The organism is Variovorax sp. N23 (assembly GCF_025486315.1).
Classification (GTDB): domain Bacteria; phylum Pseudomonadota; class Gammaproteobacteria; order Burkholderiales; family Burkholderiaceae_C; genus Variovorax.
The window spans coordinates 134,905-151,213 of record NZ_JAOOPY010000002.1; the positions used below are offsets into that span (position 1 = coordinate 134,905).

Genomic DNA, 16,309 nt, shown 5'->3' on the forward strand with positions numbered 1-16,309 from the left:
AGGCTCAGTCTGCGTATACGCCCGCAGCCTTGATCACCGGGCCGAAGCGCGCCACTTCGGACATCACGAACTTCTTGTGCTCGGCCGGCTCCACGCGGTTGTCGGTCACCACGACCGCGCCCAGGCCCTCTTCCTTCTTAATGAATTCCGGGTCCTTCAGCGCGACCTTCAGGGCGTCGTTCAGCTTCTTGAGCACCGGCGCCGGCGTGCCCTTGGGCGCGTACAGGCCGTGCCAGATCGTGACCTGGAAGCCCTTGAGGCCCGACTCGTCGGCCGTGGGGATGTCCTTGAGCGCCGGCGTGGTCAGGCGCTTGAGCGTGGTCACGGCGTAGGGCTTGACCTTCTTGGCCTCGATCTGGCTCGTGGTGTTGGTGGTCTGGTCGCACAGCAGGTCGATCTGGCCGCCCAGCAGGTCGGCGATGGCCGGCGCGGTGCCCTTGTACGGCACGGTGGTCATCTCGGTCTTGAGTTCGGTCTGGAGCAGCAGGCCGCACAGGTGCGAGGCCGAGCCGATGCCGGCGTTGCCCAGGTTCACCTTGCCCGGGTTCTTGTTGATCCACTCGCGCATTTCCTTGAAGTTCTTCGCTTCGAGCTGCGGCTTGCCGATGATGGTCATGGGCACGTCGTTGATCATGCCCAGGTACTCGAAGTCGGTTTCGTAGTTGTAGGGCAGCTTGCGGTAGAGCACCGGGGTGGTGGCCATGCCGACGTGCGTCAGCAGCAGCGTGTAGCCGTCGTTCTTGGCGCGGGCCACCTTGGCGTTGCCGATGGTGCTGCCGGCGCCGGCCGTGTTGTCGATCACCACGCTGACGCCGTCGAGTGGCTTGCGCAGCGCTTCGGCCAGGTCGCGCGCGACGCGGTCGGTCGGGCCGCCGGCGGCGAAGGGCACCACGATGGTGATGGGCTTGCCGCCCGGGAAGTCCTGGGCCAGGGCGCCTGTGGCGGCCGCGGCGAGGGCGGTCAGGGCGAGCAATTTCTTCATGGTGCAAACACTCCGGAGGGTCGAAAGGGCGCGATCTTATCGGCTGAATGCGAGGCGAAGAATCCCGAAAAGCCCTGAGTCGGCAGGCATTTGTGCGCATCTCACTCGGACTATTCGTGCCACGGAACGGTGCACTATTCGGCGCCTCGCGTGCGGCGTTGGACGACAGCCGGGGCCACGAGGCGGCGCGAGCATGCACTGCTTTCGCCTCCAAGGAGTCTCCGCTCATGGCCCGCACGCCCGCTTCGAAAACCACCACCCGCCCACTCGTCGAACGCCACCGCGCCATCCAGCGCAGCCAGGACGCGCGGGACCGCGCCGCACCCGCCGCCCGCAAGAAGTCGAAGGCCGTGCAGGCCGGCGCCCGTGTGCAGCCCGAGACGCTGACCGGCCAGAAACTGGCCAAGCCCGGCCGCGAGAAGGACATGACCCTGCGGCCGCGCTACACCGCGCCCGGCTACGAAGGCAGCGGCAAGCTCGCCGGCATGAGCGCGATCGTCACCGGCGGCGATTCGGGCATCGGCCGGGCCGTGGCCGTGCTGTTCGCGCGCGAGGGCGCCGATGTCGCCATCGTCTATCTCAGCGAGAAGGCCGACGCCGAGGAGACGCAGGCCGCGGTCGAGGCCGAGGGCCGTCGTTGCCTGCTGATCCAGGGCGACGTGCGCCGCAGCGCCTTCTGCCAGCGCGCCGTGGAGCGCACCGTCAAGGCTTTCGGCCGGCTCGACGTGCTGGTGAACAACGCCGCCTTCCAGATGCATGCCGATGCGCTGGAGGACATCAGCGACGAACGGCTGGACCTCACGCTGCAGACCAACATCGGCGGCTACATGCGCATGGCGCGCGCGGCGCTGCCGCACCTGAAGAACGGCGCGTCGATCATCAACACGGGTTCGCGCACGGGCCTGCAGGGCAGCCGCAACCTCATCGACTACTCGGCCACGAAGGGGGCGATCCACGCCTTCACCAAGGCGCTCGCGCTCAACGTGATCGACCGCGGCATCCGCGTCAATGCCGTCGCGCCCGGACCGGTGTGGACGCCGCTCAACCCGGCGGACAAGACCGCAGCCGACGTGCGCAAGTTCGGCAAGGAAACCGACTTCAAGCGCGTGGCGCAGCCGGAGGAGCTGTCGCCGGCCTATGTCTTCCTCGCGTCCCCGGTGTGCGCCGGCTACATCACGGGCATCGTGTTGCCGGTGACGGGCAGCGTGGCCGCGATCTGACTCAGGCGGCCATCAGGTCGTCGAGTTCACGGTAGTCGGGCAGCGTGGTGTCGATGGCGCGGCCGGCGCGGATCACGGTGCGGTCGAACTGCGCGCGCGCGAGCATCTCCGAGTAGTTGCGCGCCTTGAGCACCAGCAGATCGGCCGGCGCATCGACCTTGATCGTGCCGCGGTCGATGCCCATGATGGCGGCGGGCGTCTCGGTCGCCGCGCGGATCCAGTCGCCCAGCGGATGGTCGAGGTGCAGGATCTTCACCGCCTGGGTGAAGGTGTCGAGCATGTCGTGGTCGCCGTAGGCATAGAAGGGATCGCGGCAGTTGTCGCCGGCCACCGCCACGCGCAGGCCGCGCGCCTTCATTTCGTGCAGCACCGTCACGCCGCGCCAGCGCGGGGTGCGGGCCTCGGGGCTGCGGTCCTGCAGGTACATGTTGACCGTCGGCAGGCTGACGATGTCGATGCCGGCTTCCTGGCAGGCCGCGATCGTCTCTTCGATGAAGTCGTCGGCCTGCAGCGCGAGCGAGGTCACGTGGCCGCACAGGATGCGGCCCTTGAACTTCTGTGCGATGGCCGTGCGCGCCACGCGGATCAGTGCGCGCGCCGCCGGGTCGGTCGATTCGTCGACATGCAGGTCGACGTTCAGCCCGCGCTGCGCCGCGAGCTGGAACACCCGCACCAGCGCTTCGTCCAGGTCGGGCGGCATCGTGTCGGCGGGGTAGGACATCGACTTGGTGACGCAGCCCAGTTGCCCGCCGCTCTCGGCCACGATGTCGGCGAGCTGGCGGCCTTCGTCGGTCAGGAAGATGTTGAGCGGTGCGATGGAAGAGGCCTGCAGCTCGATGCGCCCCGCCCAGCGCTCGCGCATCTCGCGGAACACCGGGAACGAGATCGCCGCCTGCGGCGCCAGTGAGTCGAGGTGTGTGCGGATCGCGACCACGCCTTTGGCGTAGGCGGTGCGCAGCCCGAAGTCCATGCGGCGCCGCACGTCTTCGGCGTGCCAGTTGGCCACGCGGTCGCGGCCGGTCGCCGCGCTCGCACCGGCCCCGTCGCCGGTCGGGTTGGGCTGGCGCGGCCAGATGTGGCCCTTGTCGAGGTGCGTGTGCACGTCGACCATGCCGGGCAGCACCATCGATGCGTCGAGGTCGGGCCCGCTCGCGGCATCGAAGCTGCCGGCCGGCGCGATGGCGTCGATGCGGCCGTGGGCGATGCGCAGGTCGATGGCGACCAGGTCGCCATCGCTGCGCAGCTCGGCCGGCGGCAGGTCGGCCTTCAACAGGCAGCGCGGGGCGCGCACGTTGCGCAGCACGTAGACGTCTTGCGCGGGCGGTTGGAAGAAGGAATGGGTCATGGGAAAAGTATGGCCGAAGGCGGTCCGCCCTGCCGCCGCCGGGGAGGGCGGCAGGTAGGATCGCGGGCCGCTTCCCTGCATGCAATTCCCACGCCGACCATGTCCCCGCCCGACCCTCACCCGCTGTTCTCCGTGCCGCTCGCGCCGCAGCAGTTCCGCCGCTTCCCGCGCGCGCTGCGGCGCTGGACCCACCGCACGGGGCTCTGGGCCTGAGAGAACGAGGTCTTCCCGCGGGCCTGGCGTTTCGCCTTGCGCATCGTCGACGAGGTCTGGACGCCTTCTGCCTTCTCGCGCGCCGCGATCCGCGATGCCTCGACGCTGCCCGTGGTGGTGGTGCCGCACCATGTCACCGTCGACCTCGCGATCCCGGCGGCCGACCGCGCCGCCTTCGACGTGTCCGCCAGCGCGTTCCTCGGCATCGTGATCATGGACATCAAGGCGTGCCCGGAACGCAAGAACCCGTGGGCCCACGTCGAGGCCTGGCAGAAGGCCTTCGGCGACCGGGCCGACCGCGTGCTGCTGATCAAGCTGCGCTGTTCGTCGGCGACGCAGGTGGTCGAGCACGAGCTGCGCGAGATGATCGGCGCGGCCGGCAACATCCGCCTGGTGCAGCAGGACTTCTCGGATGCCGAGCAGGTCGCGTTCCAACGGATGGCCGACGCCTACCTGTCGCTGCACCGCGCCGAGGCCTACGGCCTGAACATCCGCGAGTTCCTCGAAATGGGCACGCCGGTGGTTGCCACGCATTGGTCCGCCAACACCGAGTACGGCCCGGACTTCGCGCACTACCACGGCGTGCGCGCCGGCCTGGTGCGCTACCGCGACTGGATGGGCCACTACCCCGACGCCGACTTCTCCTGGGCCGATGCCGACACCGATCACGCGGCGATGCTGTTGCGCGAGGTCGCAGGCCGACGCGCCTGCTGAGCGAGGAGCGCCGCTTGAGCTGAGTTGACTTGCGCGCTCAAAGCGGCGCGTAGGCACCCGTGCCGCCCGGCCAAGGCGTCAGCACCTCGTAGCCCTCGGGCGTGACCGCCACCATGTGTTCCCACTGTGCGGACAGCGACCGGTCCTTCGTCACCACCGTCCATCCGTCGGGCAACTGCCGGGTCTCGCGTTGGCCCGCGTTGAGCATCGGCTCGATGGTGAAGACCATCCCCGGTTCGAGCGCGAGCCCCTCCCCGCGCCGCCCATGGTGCAGCACCTGCGGCTCGTCATGGTAGATCTGGCCGATGCCGTGCCCGCAGTAGTCGCGCACCACGCTGAAGTGCTCGCGTTGGGCGACCGACTGGATGGCATGGCCCACATCGCCCAGCGTCGCGCCGGGCTTGACCTGCCGGATGCCGGCCCGCAGGGCCTCGTAGGTCGTCTCCACGAGCCGCCGGGCCAGGGTGCTGGGCTCGCCGACGAAGTACATGCGGCTGGTGTCGCCGAACCAGCCCTCCTTGATGACGGCGACATCGATGTTGACGATGTCACCCCTCTTCAGGATCTTGGCCGCGGAGGGGATGCCGTGGCACACCACCTGGTTGACGGAGGTGAGGATGGTCTTCGGATAGCCCTGGTACCCCACGTTGGCGGGGATGGCGCCCTGCACATTCACGATGTGGTCATGGCAGATGCGGTCGAGCGCTTCCGTGCTCACGCCCGGCACGACGTGGGGCGCGATCATGTCGAGCACTTCCGCGGCGAGCCGGCCGGCGCGCCGCGCCATCTCCAGCTCCTCGGCGGATTTGATGGGAACGCCGTGCGCCATCAGTGCTTGCCCGTCGCGGTCGCCCGCGTTTTGGCAGGCTGGGGCGTGGCAGCCATGGTGATGTCCAGGCCGCCCGCGAGTTCGGCCCGTATCAACAGCTGGCAGATCTCCCGGTGGTCCAGTTCCGGATGCATCTCGGTCAGCATGCCGACCCGCATCCAGTGCTCTGCCTGCGCATTGATGGACCTGCTGAGCGCGTTCCCTGCGACGCGCAGGTTCTCGTGCATCAGGTCTGAAATCTTGACGATACCCATCGACAGCCTTTGAATGAAACGTATATGAATTGTATACGTTTCATGTGGTTGATGGCGCCTGGCCGTCGGTCATCACCCCTCCGGCAGAATCCGACCTTCATTCAATGCCGAGGAGACCCAGCAAGGGAAGCGACTGCGCAAAACGATGATGCTCGCAGAGATGTCGGCATCTTCACCTTCGCAACGTGTGGCTGACGAAGCGCTGCAGATGCTCAAGCTGGGAAATGACCAAATGAAGCAAGCGCCATGACGCTGTCTATTGAACCATTGGAAGAGCGGCATTTTTCCGGCCTTCGAGAAGCGCTGGATTCTGTGGCACGCGAGCAGCGCTTCCTTGCCTTCACAGAGGCACCGCCTCCGGAGCAGGCACTGGCGTTCTACGCCTCCGTGCTCTCCAACCAGTGGTGCCTCCGGGTCGCGACCGTGGACGGCGTGGTCGTCGGATGGTGCGACGTCTTGCCGACACATGGGCAAGCGCGCGCGCACGTCGGCAGCCTGGGAATGGGCGTCGTCTCAGGGGCAAGGGGACGAGGCATCGGCTCGGCGCTCCTTCGCGCTGCCGTGGAAGCCGCCTGGGCCTCCGGCCTGACCCGCATCGAGCTGTTCGTGCGCTGCGACAACGAAAAAGCCAGGGCGCTGTACGAACGCCACGGCTTCGCGAGCGAAGGTCTGCTGCGCCGTGCCTTCAGGCTGGACGGCCAGTACTTCGACGCCGTCGCGATGGCCCTGCTGCGTGCGTAGCGGTCGGACTGCGGCGACGGGGGACTACAAGGCAAACGTTGAGCGTCTCTCTCCTGAATGGTCGCTCTGGACGACGCGACGCCTACTTGTAGCTGCGCGCGTCCTCGATCACCTTCCCGTCATTCGGCAGCGTGCCCGGTGCCACGCGCACCACGTCGCAGCGCAGCTTGGTGGCGTCGCGCATCGCTTCGGCGATGCGCGGTTCGAGGGTCTCGTCGGCCGGGGTCTCGACGTGGAGCGTCATGCGGTCGTCGGCCATCTCGCCCTCGACCACCAGGCGGGCGCGCAGCACGGCCGGGAAGCGCTTGATCACCGCAGCGACCTGGCCCGGGTGCACGAACATGCCGCGCACCTTGGTCGTCTGGTCGGCGCGGCCGAGCCAGCCCTTGATGCGCGTGTTGGTGCGGCCGGTGGGGCAGGGGCCGGGCAGCACGGCGGACAGGTCGCCGGTACCGAAGCGCACCAGCGGGTAGTCGCGGTTGAAGGTGGTGACGACGACTTCGCCCACCTCGCCCTCGGGCACCGGGTCGCCGGTGCCCGGGCGCACGATCTCCAGCAGCACGCCCTCGTCGAGCACCAGCCCTTCGCGCGCGCTGGTCTCGTACGCGATCAGGCCCAGGTCGGCGGTGGCGTAGCACTGCTTGCCGTCGATGCCGCGTTCGGCCAGCCAGTCGCGCAGGCTCGGCGGAAAGGCTTCGCCCGACAGCAGTGCGCGGGTCAGGCTGGGCAACTGGACATTCGTCGCCGCGGCTCTCTCCAGCAGGATGCGCAGGAAGCTCGGCGTGCCGAGGTAGCCGTCGGGCCGCAGCTCGACCATGGCGTCGAGCTGCTGCTCCGTCTGCCCGGTGCCGCCCGGGAACACGGTGCAGCCCAGGGCGTGCGCGCCGCTTTCCAGGATCGCGCCGGCCGGGGTCATGTGGTAGCTGAAGCTGTTGTGCAGCAGGTCGCCGGCGCGGAAGCCCGCGGCATGCAGCGCACGCGCGGTGCGCCAGTAGTCGCGCGATGCGCCTTCAGGTTCGTAGATGGTGCCGGGGCTGGCGAACACGCGCAGCATCGACGGGCCGCGCACCGTGGCGCTGAAGCCGCCGAAGGGGTCGCTCGCGCGATGCTGCTTCTGGCGCTCCAGCAGTTCGGACTTGCGCGTGACCGGCAGGCGCGCCAGCGCTTCGCGGCTGGTGATGGCGGCGCAGTCGATGCCCGCCAGGATCTCCGCGAAGGCCGGCGCTGCCGTCTGCGCATGCAGCAACTGCTTGGGCAGCGCGGCGAGCAGGTCGGCCTCGCGCTCGGCCGGGTCGCGCACCTCGAACTTGTCGTAGAAGTCGTTCATGCCAACCACCGCTTCCTGCGCTTGTAGCTCTTCACGTCGCGGAAGCTCTTGCGGTCGGCGCCGCCGACGCCAAGGTAGAACTCCTTGACGTCCTCGTTCTCGCGCAGGCCCTTCGCCTCGCCGTCCATCACGACGCGGCCGTTCTCCAGGATGTAGCCGTAGTCGGCGAAGCGCAGCGCCATGTTGGTGTTCTGCTCGGCCAGCAGGAAGGTCACGCGCTCCTTCTCGTTCAGGTCCTTCACGATCGCGAAGACCTCCTCGACGATCTGCGGCGCCAGGCCCATCGACGGCTCGTCGAGCAGCACCATCGTCGGGTTGGCCATCAGCGCGCGGCCGATGGCGCACATCTGCTGCTCGCCGCCCGAGGTGTAGGCGGCCTGCGAGGTGCGCCGCGTCTTCAGCCGCGGGAAGTAGGCGTAGACCTTCTCCAGCGTCTGGGCCACCGCGGCCTTGCCGTCGGTGCGCGTGTAGGCGCCGGTCAGCAGGTTGTCCTCGATGGAGAGGTGTGCGAAGCAGTGGCGGCCTTCCATCACCTGCACCAGGCCGCGCTGCACCAGCGCCGAGGGTGTGAGCGCCTCGATGCGTTCGCCGCGCAGCTCGATCGTGCCCTTGGTCACCGCGCCGCGCTCGCCCGCGAGCAGGTTGCTCACGGCGCGCAGCGTGGTGGTCTTGCCCGCGCCGTTGCCGCCGAGCAGCGCCACGATGCCGCCTTCGGGCACCGTGAGCGAGACGCCCTTGAGCACCAGGATCACGTGGTTGTAGATGACCTCGATGCAGTTGACGTTGAGGAGGATGTTGGGTTCGCTCATGGTGGTGTCCGAAGCATGCGAAAGGCGCCGATGTCGCGTGCCTTTCGCATGCCGGCTCTCGCGAGCCGGCACGGAAGGCCGATCAGCAGGCGCGTGGCTTGATGTTCTTGTCCTTGGCGTACTTGGCCGCGTACTCCTTCACCAGCGGGTCGATGAAGCTCTTGTCGGACTGGTACCAGTCGGACTTGATCTCCCACTTGCCGCCGTCCCACTGGACGATGCGCGCCCAGTCGTCACCCATGTGGTTGGCGCACGAAGTCTTCACCGGCCGCATGATTTCGCCGAAGCCCAATGCCTTGAGCCGGTCAGCCGTGAGGTTCAGGTTCTCGAAGCCCCAGCGCACCTGCTCGGGCGTGAGCGACTTGCCCTTGCCGTACTTCTCCTGCGCGGCGCGGATGGCCTCGACCTGCAACATCGAGATCATCATCCCGCGGGTGTGGGCCAGGGCGCCGATCTCGTCGGCCGGACCTGTGCCCTGCCCCTTGTCGTAGACGAACTTCTTCAAGTCGTCCTGCACCTTGTCCTTGGCGGCGCTGTTGTGGATGGTGATGGCGTTGTAGCCCTTGGCGCCGGCACCGATGTCCTTGACGTCATGGTCCGAGCCGGCCCACCAGATCGCGTAGATCTTCTCGCGCGGGTAGCCACTGGCCTGTGCCTCGCGGATGCCGGCGGGCGTCATCACGCCGGCCGACCAGAACAGCACGTAGTCGGGCTTCTGCTGGCGGATCTGCAGCCAGACCGACTTCTGCTCCACGCCGGGTGGCGTGACGGGGAAGAGCGCCAGCTCGAAGCCCTGCGCCGCGGCACGCTTCTGCAGCAGCGCGATCGGCTCCTTGCCGTAGGGCGAGTCGTGGTAGACCAGCGCGATCTTCTTGCCCTTGAGGTTGCCCTTCTCCTTCTTGGCGATGTCCTGCATCATCACGTCGGCGGCGGTCCAGTAGGTGCCCAGCAGCGGGAAGTTCCACTCGAACACCGTGCCGTCGGCCGACTGCGACAGGCCGTAGCCGGGCGTCTCCACCGGGATCTTGTCGACGATGGCCTTGTCGCTCACGGCGAAGGTCACGCCGGTCGATTGCGTGTCGAAGCCCGAGGCGCCGGTGCCCTTGCCTTTCAGGCGCTCGTAGCACTCCACGCCCTTGGCCGCGTCGTAGGCGAATTCGCATTCCTCGAAGGTCAGCTTGACGCCGTTGACGCCGCCGTCGCGGGCGTTCACCAGCTTCAGGTAGTCCTGCTTGCCGTCGGCCCATGGGATGCCCAGCGGCGCGAACTGACCGGTGCGATAGACCAAGAGCGGCACGAACTGCTCGGCCGGCTGGGCCTGCGCGAGCGTGCCCGCGACGACCATCGAAAGCCCCGCAGCGGCGAGTGCCGCGGTGCGTGCGAGATTCCTGAATTGCATGGCTTGTCTCCTTGTAATGAGCACGGTGTGTGCGGGAACGGAAATCAATGGGGGATCAGTGCGGGAAGGGCCAGAGCCGCAGCTTCTGCCGCGCGGTCGACCACAGCCGCGCCAGGCCGTGCGGCTCGACGATCAGGAAGAACACGATCAGCGCGCCGAAGATCATGTGTTCCAGGTGCGACGCGGTCGCCGTCGAAAGCGGCAGGCCCAGCCAGTGCGGCACGTAGTTCAGCAAGAGCGGCAGCAGCACGATGAAGGCCGCACCGAAGAAACAGCCGGCGATCGACCCCAGCCCGCCGATGATGATCATGAACAGCAGCTGGAACGACTTCTCGATGCCGAAGGCCGCCGGCTCCCACGCACCCAGGTGCACGAAGCCCCACAGCGCACCAGCCACGCCGACGATGAAGCTGCTGACCGCGAAGGCCGTGAGCTTGGCGTACACGGGGCGGATGCCGATCACGGCGGCGGCCACGTCCATGTCGCGCATGGCCATCCACTCGCGGCCGATGGCGCCGCGCACCAGGTTCTTCGCGAGCATGCCGAACACCACCACGAAGCACAGGCACAGCAGGTACTTCTGAACCGGCGTGCTGAATTCGTAGCCGAGCATCTCCAGCGAGCGCACGCCCACCGAGCCCGAGGGCGAATCGTTGGTCACCCACTTCACGCGGTTGGTGAACCAGTCGATGAAGAACTGCGCGGCGAGCGTCGCCACCGCCAGGTACAGCCCGCGGATGCGCAGGCTCGGAATGCCGAAGACCACGCCCAGCGCCATCGCCGCCACGCCGCCGCCGAGGATCGACAGCACCAGCGGCATGCCGTCGATGCGCACCTGCAGGTTGTAGGCCGCGTACGCGCCCACCGCCATGAAAGCGCCGGTGCCCAGCGAGATCTGGCCGCAGTAACCCACCAGGATGTTCAGGCCGATGGCCGCCAGCGACAGGATGAGGAAGGGGATGAGCACGGCGCGGAAGGCGTAGTCGCTCACGAGCATCGGCACAGCGACGAAGCAGATCGCCGCGAGCGCGAGCATCGCCCAGCGATCCTGCGCGATCGGGAACAGCGCCAGGTCCGCGCGGTAGCTGCTCTTGAATTGACCGTTTTCTCTGTAGAACATGGGGTGGCTTCTTCAGACGCGGTCGATGATCTTGTCGCCGAACAGGCCCTGCGGCCGGATTAGCAGCACGGCGAGTGCGAGCACATAGGCGAACCAGTTCTCGATGCCGCCGCCCACGTACGGGCCGAGGTAGATCTCCGAGAGCTTCTCGCCCACGCCGATGATCAGGCCGCCCAGGATCGCGCCCGGCACCGACGTGAGCCCGCCGAGGATCACCACTGGAAAGGCCTTCAGCGCCACCAGCGAGATCGAGTACTGCACGCCCAGCTTGCTGCCCCAGATGATCCCGGCGACCAGTGCGACGAGCCCGCCCACCGACCAGACGATGACCCAGATGCGCCCGAGCGGAATGCCGATCGATTGCGCCGCCTGATGGTCGTCGGCCACCGCACGCAGCGCGCGGCCGGTGCGCGTCTTCTGGAAGAAGAGGGTGAGCAGCGCGACCAGGGCGGCCGCGGCGACCGCCGCGTACAGGTCTTCCTTGTTGAGCAGCAGGCCGCCCGGAAAGACGTTCTCCAGCACCAGCATCGGGTCCTTCGGCATGCCGATGTCGATCTTGTAGGTGGCGCTGCCGAAGATCAGCTGGCCGCCACCGTCGAGCACGTTGGCGATGCCCAGCGTCGCCATCAGCAGCGTGATGCCTTCCTGGTTGACCAGCCGCCGCAGCGCGAAGCGCTCGACCGCCCAGGCGACGCCGACCATGCACAGCGCGGCAGCGACGAAGCCGAGCACATTCGCCAGAAGCTTGTTGTCGAAATGGAACCACTGCGGGAACCATTCCGAGAAGCGCGCCATCGCCAGCGCCGCGAACAGCACCATCGCGCCCTGCGCGAAGTTGAAGACGCCGGAGGCCTTGAAGATCAGCACGAAGCCGAGCGCGACCAGCGCGTACAGCATGCCGACCATCAGGCCGCCGAACAGGGTTTCGAGGAAAAAGCCCATGGTCAATGTTCCACGCCCAGGTATGCCCGGATCACGTCTTCGTTGTTGCGCACTTCATCGGGCGTGCCGTCGCCGATCTTCTTGCCGTAGTCGAGCACCACCACGCGGTCGGAGATGTCCATCACCACGCCCATGTCGTGCTCGATCAGCACGATGGTCGTGCCGAATTCGTCGTTCACGTCGAGGATGAAGCGGCTCATGTCCTGCTTCTCTTCCACGTTCATGCCGGCCATCGGCTCGTCGAGCAGCAGCACCTGCGGCTCCATCGCCAGCGCGCGGCCGAGGTCGACGCGCTTCTGCAGGCCGTAGGGCAGCTGGCCGACCGGCGTCTTGCGAAAGGCCTGGATCTCGAGGAAGTCGATGATGCGTTCGACGAACTCGCGCTGCTGCAGCTCCTCGCGCTCGGCCGAGCCCCAGCCGAAGGGGTTGCGGAAGGCCTGTGCGAGCAGGCCGCTCTTCATCTGCAGATTGCGGCCCGTCATGATGTTGTCGAGTGCGCTCATGCCCTTGAAGAGCGCCAGATTCTGGAAGGTGCGCGCCACGCCCATCTGCGCCACCTGGCGCGAGTTCATGTGCTTGAAGACCTCGCCGCGGAAGGTGATGGAGCCTTGCTGCGGCTGGTACACGCCGTTGATGCAGTTGAGCATCGAGCTCTTGCCCGCGCCGTTGGGGCCGATGATCGCGCGCACCTCGTGCTCTCGCACGTCAAAGCTGATGTCCGTCAACGCCTTCACGCCGCCGAAGCTCAGGCTGATGTTCTGCACGTCCAGAATGACGTCGCCGGTTTTTCTGTCGCTCATGCCGCGGCCTTCACTTCGGGATAACGCTTCGCATCGACGATCGGCAGCGTCGCGCTGACCGAGCCGGTGCGGCCGTCCTCGAACTTCACCTGCGTCTCGATGAACTGCTCGGCCTTGCCGCCGTACAGCGCATCGACCAGCACCGCGTACTTCTGCGCGACGAAACCACGCCGCACCTTGCGCGTGCGGGTCATCTCGTCGTCGTCGGGGTCGAGCTCCTTGTGCAGCACCAGGAAGCGGGCGATCTGCGTGTCGGCCATGCCGGTCTCGGCGGCCAGGTCGGCGTTCACCTTCTGCACGCAGTCGGCGATCAGTGTCAGCACCTCCGGCTTGCCGGCCAGGTCGACGTAGCCGCCATAGGCCAGGCCACGCCGCTCGGCCCAGTTGCCGACCGCTTCGTAGTCGATGTTGATGAAGGCGCAGACCTGGTCGCGTGCATCACCGAAGCACACGGCTTCCTTGATCTGCGGGAAGAACTTCAGCTTGTTCTCGATGTAGTTGGGCGCGAACATCGCGCCGCCGTGCAGGCGGCCCACGTCCTTCGCGCGGTCGATGATGCGGAGGTGCCCTTCGCTGTCGAGCACGCCGGCGTCGCCGGTGTGGAAGTAGCCGTCGGCATCGAGCACCTCGGCCGTGGCGTCGGGGCGCTTGTAGTACTCCTTGAGCACCGACACGCCGCGGACCAGCACCTCGCCGTTGTCGGCGATGCGCAGTTCCATGCCCGGCGCCGCGGTGCCGACGGTCTGCAGCTTGACCTTGCCGTCCTGCTGCAGGCAGACGTAGGCACAGGTCTCGGTCTGGCCGTAGAACTGCTTGAGGTTGACGCCGATCGAGCGGTAGAAGCGGAACAGGTCCGGCCCGATGGCCGCGCCCGCCGTGTAGGCCACCCGGATGCGGCTCATGCCCAGCACGTTGCGCAGCGGCCCGTACACCAGCAGGTCGCCCAGCGCGTACTTGAAGCGGTCGAGGGCGCTCACGGGCGTGCCGTTGAGGATGTCCGCGCCCACGCGTTGGGCCAGGGTCATGCACTTGGCGTAGAGCCAGCGCTTCGGCGCGGCCGCATCTTCCATGCGGATCGACACGGCCGTCAGCAGGCCTTCGAACGTGCGCGGTGGGCCGAAGTAGTAACTCGGGCCGATCTCGCGCATGTCGTTCATCACCGTCGCGGCCGACTCGGGGCAGTTGAGCGTGAAGCCGCCGACCAGCCACTGCGCCACCGAGAACAGGTGGTCGCCCACCCACGCCATCGGCAGGTAGCTCATGATGTTGTCGCCCGGCCCGAGCTTGTCGGTGACCACGCCGCCATGGCCCGCGGCGATGAAGCTCGCATGCGTCTGGCACACGCCCTTGGGCCGGCCGGTGGTGCCGGAGGTGTAGAGGATCACGCCGACATCGGTGCTCACGCCGCTGGCCACGGCCGCGTCGTAGAAGCCGCGGTTTTCGACCTCGAAGGCGCGCCCGCGTTCGCGCAGTTGCTCGAAGCTCATCAGCCCCGGCTGCGTGTAGTGGCGCAGGCCGCGCGGGTCGTCGTAGATGATGTGGCGGATGGCGTGCGTCTGGCCCTGCGTCTGCTGCAGTTCGCGGCACTCGAGCAGCTTGTCGACCTGCTCCTGGTCTTCGGCGATCACGAATTCGATCGATGCATCGTTCAGCATGAAGACCATCTCGGCCGCGACCGCATCCTGGTAGAGCGGCACCGGCACGCCGCGCAGGCTCTGCGCCGCGACGACGGCCATGTAGAGGTGGGGCCGGTTGGCGCCGACGATGGCCAGGTTGTCGAAGGGCCTGAAGCCCAGGCTCGCCAGGCCGCAGGCCATCTCGCGCACGGCCTGTGCCGTGTCGGCCCAACTCCAGGTCTGCCAGATGCCGAGGTCTTTTTCGCGCACCGCCGGCGCGTCGGGCTGCTGCGCGGCATACGCGAGCAGCAGGCGAGGGAAGGTGTCGGCGGCAGGGGGGACCGGTGTACGAATGTTCACGATGGGCGGACTGTAGGCCGCGCTTTGACGCCAAGTTGTCGTTCCAACGACAATCCTAGGGTCACCACTCCCCCGGACTTTCCCGATGGTTCACGCCGACCGCGGACGCAACGCCATCCGTGACCGCGCCCGCCCGGCGCGGCCGGACGAGCTGCGCAACATCCCCTGGCTCGACGCCCTGAGCGCCGCCGAGCGCCGCCGCACCGAGGCCGCGCTGGTGGTCGGCGAAGCCGAGCCGGGCGACCTGGTCTGCCGCATCGGCGGCTCGCCCACCTACTGGTTCGGCGTGGTCGAAGGCCTGCTCAAGATGAGCAACGACAACGCCGACGGCACCTCGATGACCTACAGCGGCCTGCCGCCCGGCGGCTGGTTCGGCGAGGGCACGGCGATGAAGCGCGAGCCCTACCGCTACAACATCCAGGCCCTGCGCCGCAGTGTGATCGGCGGGCTGCCGATCGACGACTTCCATTGGCTGCTCGACCACTCGATCGGCTTCAACCGCTTCGTGATGAACCAGCTCAACGAGCGGCTCGGCCAGTTCATCGCAGCGCGCGAGGCCGACCGGCAGAACAATCCCGACGTGCGCGTGGCGCGCAACCTGGCGGCACTGTTCAACCCGGTGCTGTTTCCCGGCGTGGGCGAGCTGCTGCGCATCACCCAGCAGGAACTGGCCTATCTCATCGGCCTGTCGCGCCAGCGCGTGAACGAGGCGCTGCGCACGCTCGAGGCACAGGGCATGATCCAGGTCGAGTACGGTGGCCTGCGCGTGCTCGACCTCGCGGCCCTGCGCAGCAGCGCCATCGCACCGAATTCGACGTCCATCACCCTGTCTTCTCTTCCCCGGAAATCAACGCCATGAGCATCCTGCAACGCACCACGCATCTCACCCTCCTCACCGGCGCCTCCCGCGGCATGGGCCGCGCCATGGCCGAACAGCTGCTCGACGCCGGCCACACGCTCGTGTGCATCTCGCGCAAGACCGACGACGCACTGGCCGCCAAGGCGAAGGCTGCCGGCGCCACGCTGCTGCAATGGTCCTTCGACCTGGCCGCACCCGAAGCCGCCGCCGAGCGCGTCGGCGCCTGGCTGGCGGAGCAGGACGCCCAGGCCTTCGACAGCGTCACGCTGATCAACAACGCCGGCACCGTCGGCCGCCTCGGCCCGCTGGAAAAGGCGGATGCGTCGGACCTCGTGCAGTCGCTGCGCATCGGCCTCGAGGCGCCGCTGCTGCTCACGGCCGCCTTCCTGCGCGCCACGGCGCAATGGCGCGGCGTGCGCAAGGTGCTGAACATCTCGTCGGGCCTCGGCCGCAACGCGATGGCCAGCCAGGCGCCGTACTGCGCGGCCAAGGCCGGCATGGACCACTTCTCGCGCGCCGTTGCGCTGGAAGAGGCGCTGCGCCCCAACGGCGCAAAGATCGTCTCGCTCGCGCCCGGCGTGATCGACACCGACATGCAGATCGCCATGCGCGGCACCGATGCGGCGCTGTTCCCCGACCGCGGCCGCTTCGAGAAGCTCAAGGCCGACGGCCTGCTCGACTCGCCCGCCACCGCCGCCGCCAAGGTGCTGGCCTACCTCGCCCGCGCGGACTTCGGCGCCAAGCCGACCGCCGACGTGCGCGACCCTGCCTGAGCGCGC

Annotated in this window: 16 protein-coding genes; 5 read left to right on the forward strand and 11 right to left on the reverse strand. The window is 67.8% G+C overall.

Annotated elements, in window-relative coordinates:
* Positions 1-4: 4 nt before the first annotated feature.
* Complete coding sequence (locus N8A90_RS03600; RefSeq protein ID WP_262073281.1) at positions 5-982, reverse strand: tripartite tricarboxylate transporter substrate-binding protein; 978 nt, start codon at positions 980-982, stop codon at positions 5-7.
* A gap of 227 nt (positions 983-1,209) precedes the next feature.
* Between N8A90_RS03600 and N8A90_RS03605 the strand changes: the two genes are divergently transcribed.
* Positions 1,210-2,202 (forward strand): SDR family oxidoreductase, encoded by a 993-nt coding sequence (locus tag N8A90_RS03605; RefSeq protein WP_262073282.1) that lies wholly within the window; start codon positions 1,210-1,212, stop codon positions 2,200-2,202.
* Between the two features lies 1 nt (position 2,203).
* Here the strand turns inward: N8A90_RS03605 and N8A90_RS03610 are convergent, their stop codons facing one another.
* Positions 2,204-3,547, reverse strand: a complete 1,344-nt coding sequence (locus tag N8A90_RS03610; protein WP_262073283.1) for a cytosine deaminase — start codon at positions 3,545-3,547, stop codon at positions 2,204-2,206.
* A 249-nt stretch (positions 3,548-3,796) separates the two neighbouring features.
* Between N8A90_RS03610 and N8A90_RS03615 the strand changes: the two genes are divergently transcribed.
* A complete protein-coding gene (locus N8A90_RS03615; protein WP_262073284.1) occupies positions 3,797-4,474 on the forward strand; it encodes a glycosyltransferase in 678 nt (225 codons plus the stop codon).
* A gap of 37 nt (positions 4,475-4,511) precedes the next feature.
* Here the strand turns inward: N8A90_RS03615 and map are convergent, their stop codons facing one another.
* Complete coding sequence (gene map / locus N8A90_RS03620; protein ID WP_262073285.1) at positions 4,512-5,303, reverse strand: type I methionyl aminopeptidase; 792 nt, start codon at positions 5,301-5,303, stop codon at positions 4,512-4,514.
* The gene (locus N8A90_RS03625; protein ID WP_262073286.1) at positions 5,303-5,557 is read right to left on the reverse strand and encodes a ParD-like family protein; all 255 of its coding nucleotides are present in this window, start codon (positions 5,555-5,557) and stop codon (positions 5,303-5,305) included. Before N8A90_RS03625 ends, map begins: the two co-directional genes overlap by 1 nt.
* A 246-nt stretch (positions 5,558-5,803) precedes the next feature.
* Here N8A90_RS03625 and N8A90_RS03630 point away from each other — a divergent pair, with 246 nt between their 5' ends.
* Complete coding sequence (locus N8A90_RS03630; protein WP_262073287.1) at positions 5,804-6,298, forward strand: GNAT family N-acetyltransferase; 495 nt, start codon at positions 5,804-5,806, stop codon at positions 6,296-6,298.
* A gap of 82 nt (positions 6,299-6,380) precedes the next feature.
* On the opposite strand, the gene N8A90_RS03635 is transcribed toward N8A90_RS03630, so the two are convergent.
* From N8A90_RS03635 to N8A90_RS03665, 7 genes are all read right to left on the reverse strand, one after another.
* On the reverse strand, positions 6,381-7,625 hold the full coding sequence (locus N8A90_RS03635) for a phenylacetate--CoA ligase family protein (RefSeq protein WP_262073288.1): 1,245 nt from the start codon (positions 7,623-7,625) through the stop codon (positions 6,381-6,383).
* Positions 7,622-8,434 carry an ABC transporter ATP-binding protein gene (locus N8A90_RS03640; protein ID WP_262073289.1) on the reverse strand — a complete coding sequence of 271 codons (813 nt, stop codon included), beginning with the start codon at positions 8,432-8,434 and terminating at the stop codon, positions 7,622-7,624. Before N8A90_RS03640 ends, N8A90_RS03635 begins: the two co-directional genes overlap by 4 nt.
* A gap of 82 nt (positions 8,435-8,516) precedes the next feature.
* Positions 8,517-9,833, reverse strand: a complete 1,317-nt coding sequence (locus tag N8A90_RS03645) for an ABC transporter substrate-binding protein (RefSeq protein WP_262073290.1) — start codon at positions 9,831-9,833, stop codon at positions 8,517-8,519.
* A gap of 55 nt (positions 9,834-9,888) precedes the next feature.
* Positions 9,889-10,953 (reverse strand): branched-chain amino acid ABC transporter permease, encoded by a 1,065-nt coding sequence (locus N8A90_RS03650; RefSeq protein ID WP_262073291.1) that lies wholly within the window; start codon positions 10,951-10,953, stop codon positions 9,889-9,891.
* A gap of 12 nt (positions 10,954-10,965) precedes the next feature.
* Positions 10,966-11,895 (reverse strand): branched-chain amino acid ABC transporter permease, encoded by a 930-nt coding sequence (locus N8A90_RS03655; protein ID WP_262073292.1) that lies wholly within the window; start codon positions 11,893-11,895, stop codon positions 10,966-10,968.
* Positions 11,896-11,897: 2 nt separating this feature from the next.
* Entirely contained in the window at positions 11,898-12,695 is a 798-nt protein-coding gene (locus N8A90_RS03660) for an ABC transporter ATP-binding protein (protein ID WP_262073293.1), read from the reverse strand.
* The gene (locus tag N8A90_RS03665; RefSeq protein ID WP_410087632.1) at positions 12,692-14,671 is read right to left on the reverse strand and encodes an AMP-dependent synthetase/ligase; all 1,980 of its coding nucleotides are present in this window, start codon (positions 14,669-14,671) and stop codon (positions 12,692-12,694) included. Before N8A90_RS03665 ends, N8A90_RS03660 begins: the two co-directional genes overlap by 4 nt.
* Positions 14,672-14,756: 85 nt before the next feature.
* Between N8A90_RS03665 and N8A90_RS03670 the strand changes: the two genes are divergently transcribed.
* Complete coding sequence (locus N8A90_RS03670) at positions 14,757-15,530, forward strand: Crp/Fnr family transcriptional regulator (protein WP_262073294.1); 774 nt, start codon at positions 14,757-14,759, stop codon at positions 15,528-15,530.
* Positions 15,527-16,303, forward strand: a complete 777-nt coding sequence (locus N8A90_RS03675) for an SDR family NAD(P)-dependent oxidoreductase (protein ID WP_262073295.1) — start codon at positions 15,527-15,529, stop codon at positions 16,301-16,303. The genes N8A90_RS03670 and N8A90_RS03675 overlap by 4 nt, the downstream gene beginning before the upstream one ends.
* Positions 16,304-16,309 lie beyond the last annotated feature (6 nt).